The sequence below is a fragment of the Microcystis sp. LEGE 08355 genome (assembly GCF_015207185.1).
GTDB classification, from domain to species: Bacteria; Cyanobacteriota; Cyanobacteriia; order Cyanobacteriales; family Microcystaceae; genus Microcystis; species Microcystis panniformis.
The window spans coordinates 1-3,359 of sequence record NZ_JADEXI010000505.1 but is presented as its reverse complement, the minus strand read 5'-3'; the positions used below and the strand labels follow the sequence as shown (position 1 = coordinate 3,359).

Here is a 3,359-nt window from a genome sequence, read left to right as displayed (position 1 = left end):
GGGCAGGGTGGCAGGGTTCCGCGCGGAGTCAGGGAACAGTTTTAGAAGTGGCGGTGCCGGATAAGGCGACGGTGACGAGGAAACAGGGGGCTTCTCTGACGGGTCAATTAACGGCTTTTAATCAAACAAGTTTGACGCTTTCGGCCGAGGGTTATTCGGAAAAGGTTCCGTTGACACAAGTTCAGGCGATCGCTTTTGAGGGTGATGTCTGGAGTACAGGAAAGCCTCTGCCGATTAGGTTCCGAGGAAGTAAAATATTGCCAGATTTCCCCCTTCAAGCATTGAAGCTAGGAAATCCTCCCAGACAAGCGACGATCAACCTAGCAACCATGAGTCCTCAAGGGCGAGAACGATTGTTAGAAGACACCCAGAATAAACCCCACGGAGTGAAAAAGATTCTCTTGAATTCGTCAGCAAAAATGACGATTCACATAGGAGAAATTGAGTAAGTTGTTATTGAGTTTAAAAATCGCTGAGTTTGTTCTATGTTGCCTCTGAAACCGATTTTTTTCTCTGTTGCTACTGGTTTAACCGTCATTGCTTTTGCGGGATTTGCCGCTAATACTACCCCTAAAACCGTTGTTTTGGCGAAGGATGCGGGCTTAAGCTCGCCATCTCTGCAAGGGCAATTGAAGGGGATTAATACTCGGTTAATCGCTCAAAAACAACCCAGAGTAGCTTTGGTGATTGGCAATGCGAACTATGAGGAAGGCGCATTATCTAATCCTGTCAATGATGCGACGGATATGGCGAAGGCGTTACGGGAGTTGGATTTTGAGGTGACGTTGTTGCAAAATCAGGATTTGCGATCGATGGAGACAGCGATCAACGATTTCAGCCGACAATTGCGTAAGGGTGGCGTGGGTGTCTTTTATTATGCGGGACATGGGGTACAGGTAGAAGGAGAAAATTATTTAATTCCCCTCAAGGCACAACTCCTGAATGAGAAAGATGCCCGTTATGAGGCGGTTGCTTTGGGTAAGGTGCTGAATGCAATGGAAGAAGCTAGAAATCAGGTCAATATTATTATTATTGATGCTTGTCGGGATAATCCGTTTTATCGGCGGTGGAGATCGAGCCGTCGGAGTAGCAATGTCCGGGGATTGACGGCTGTTTCTCCTGCTACTGGCATTATTATTGCCTACGCGACGAGGGAAGGAAATACGGCGGCAGATGGGGTAGGACAGCGCAATTCTCCCTTTACTTCGGCATTACTCGAAAATATCAAGAAACCTAATATAGATGTGCAGTTGATGTTTCGGCGGGTCAGCACATCAGTTAAGGAAAAAACAAACGCAGTCCAACAACCTTGGACAGAAGGGAATTTAGAAGGGGGTGAGTTTTATCTCAATCCACAGCAATCCGTCGCGGTATCGCCTCCTCCGTTCAGTCCTCCCCCTGTTACCCCATCGCCCGTGTTCACGCCACAAACAACACCAACTACCCAACCACGATCGACCCTCATCTCCTCAACCACTGGCGTGGACTATACAACGCTACGAGAACTCCTGCAACAAAAGAAATGGAAAGAGGCGGATCTAAAAACCTGGGATTTAATGCTGGCGGCCGCTAAACGAGAAAAAGAAGGCTGGATAGACGGCGAATCCGCCGAGAAATTTTCTTGTGAGGATTTGCGGATGATTGATCGGGAGTGGTTAGCGGCTTCTGGTGGCCAGTTTGGCTTTTCTGTACAATTGGCTATCTACAAGCAGACAGGCAACCCGATCGGTGACTATAATAGTCAAGCCTACGATCGTTTTGAGGACGCAGTAGGCTGGCGAGTCAACGGAATCCGGAAAACTTATGATGAATTAACATGGAGTACAAACGCACCATCATTAGCACCCAGAGGATACCTGCCGGGTTGGTGGGGGGCGGGGCTGAATCGGTTGGTTCTGATGATCTCGCGCTGCGGCTTGTGAGTTGTAGCGTATAAGGCGTGTCGCAGTTTTTTCAAACTCCGATCCTACATCGTTTCCACACGAGGTTATCAGGGGTTCAGCGATTCGATACCTGTCACCGTCACCCCAGGAGGGTAAATGCCATTTTCCCCTACATAATCTATTTGGTTTATAATTACGATAGATATTAACCAGCGCAAGTTAGGAGTAAATACTTGTCAAAAAAGAAATTTCGTAAATCTGTTGAAAGCATTCGTTATCAAATTCTGATCCATCATCAAAAAATTGCCAATGAGGAACAAAAAGAATCCCCCGATGAAAACTTAATTAATTACTAGAAAAGAGAAATTAAAAGTTTAGAAAAAAGTTTATCTAGAGCAGAAAAGCGATTAAACAGAGGAAAATAAGCAATGATTTCAAACACTGAAAAACCCTTGAAAGTCAACTCTACCTTGGCCACTCTATTATCTGAATTAGGTGAAGAATGCGAGGCGGTTTTATTCTTACTAAGTCAGCTTAAATTACCAAGCCTAACTGATGACCAAAAAGGGGATATTTTGGCAGAATTAATAGGCTCAATTACTCACTTGCACGTTCATACCGAAAATTTACCTGATTTAATTGGGGATGAAATTTTAGCTTTGCCAGATGATCAATAATGTTATGATGATTCTTTGTTCTCTGGTTCAGTAGTAGTAGGTTGGGTTGAGGCACGAAACCCAACACAAAGCCTATAATTGTGGTTCTTCCGAACTTACACTGTAGAAAATTCCTCAAGCTCGCTCTCTGCCTGGCAAGTTTTTAAAGTTGATAAATATCAATCTGACAAAAACTCAAAGCCTTAATATACAAGCTTTACAAGCATGAGTTGTTGATAGTTTTACATTACAGGTTCGGTAGAGCCATAATTGTTGGGTTTCACTCTGTTCAACCCAACCTACATAACTTATCAAATCAAACAAATTCGTAATCTAATTTTAAAATATAAATTAGGAGGGAAAGATGAAAATTCGCTATGAATTAATTATTTATTGGAGTGAGGAAGATCAAGCTTTTATTGTTGAAGTTCCAGAATTAGCAGGATGTATGGCAGATGGAGAAACCTATCAAGAAGCTGTACAAAATGCTGAACTTGTTATTCAAGAATGGATTGAAACTGCCAAACAACTAGAACGAATCATTCCTGAACCAAAAGGACGACTATTATTTACCTAATGATGAAGTTTCTCTCGCTGCGACTTGTGAATTGTAGCATATAAGGCGTTTCGCAGTTTTTGCAAAATCTGACATTTAAAGAATGAACAGGAGTCGCCAGCTTAAATCTGAATTGACGATTGTGTAGGGGCGTTCATAAAACGCACCGTCCCAACTTTACAAAGACAATAAGTTAAAATAAATAATATCTAACATTACCACCGAATTTGTCCTGTTAGAAGTTGCTAATGGATTGTCTAATTT

The 3,359-nt window shown here is 43.0% G+C and carries 5 protein-coding genes; all 5 read left to right on the top strand.

Going from position 1 to position 3,359, the window contains the following annotated elements:
• Window positions 1-449: hypothetical protein (locus IQ242_RS20145; RefSeq protein ID WP_193961176.1), on the top strand; the 449-nt coding region annotated here is incomplete at its 5' end.
• Window positions 450-485: 36 nt separating this feature from the next.
• Window positions 486-1,922, top strand: a complete 1,437-nt coding sequence (locus IQ242_RS20140; RefSeq protein ID WP_193961175.1) for a caspase family protein — start codon at window positions 486-488, stop codon at window positions 1,920-1,922.
• A gap of 194 nt (window positions 1,923-2,116) precedes the next feature.
• Window positions 2,117-2,239, top strand: coding sequence for a hypothetical protein (locus IQ242_RS26815; protein ID WP_255520686.1), 123 nt, complete (start codon window positions 2,117-2,119; stop codon window positions 2,237-2,239).
• Between the two features lie 72 nt (window positions 2,240-2,311).
• The gene (locus tag IQ242_RS20130; protein ID WP_002745417.1) at window positions 2,312-2,560 is read left to right on the top strand and encodes a hypothetical protein; all 249 of its coding nucleotides are present in this window, start codon (window positions 2,312-2,314) and stop codon (window positions 2,558-2,560) included.
• A 343-nt stretch (window positions 2,561-2,903) separates the two neighbouring features.
• Window positions 2,904-3,116 carry a type II toxin-antitoxin system HicB family antitoxin gene (locus tag IQ242_RS20125; RefSeq protein WP_002765615.1) on the top strand — a complete coding sequence of 71 codons (213 nt, stop codon included), beginning with the start codon at window positions 2,904-2,906 and terminating at the stop codon, window positions 3,114-3,116.
• Window positions 3,117-3,359 lie beyond the last annotated feature (243 nt).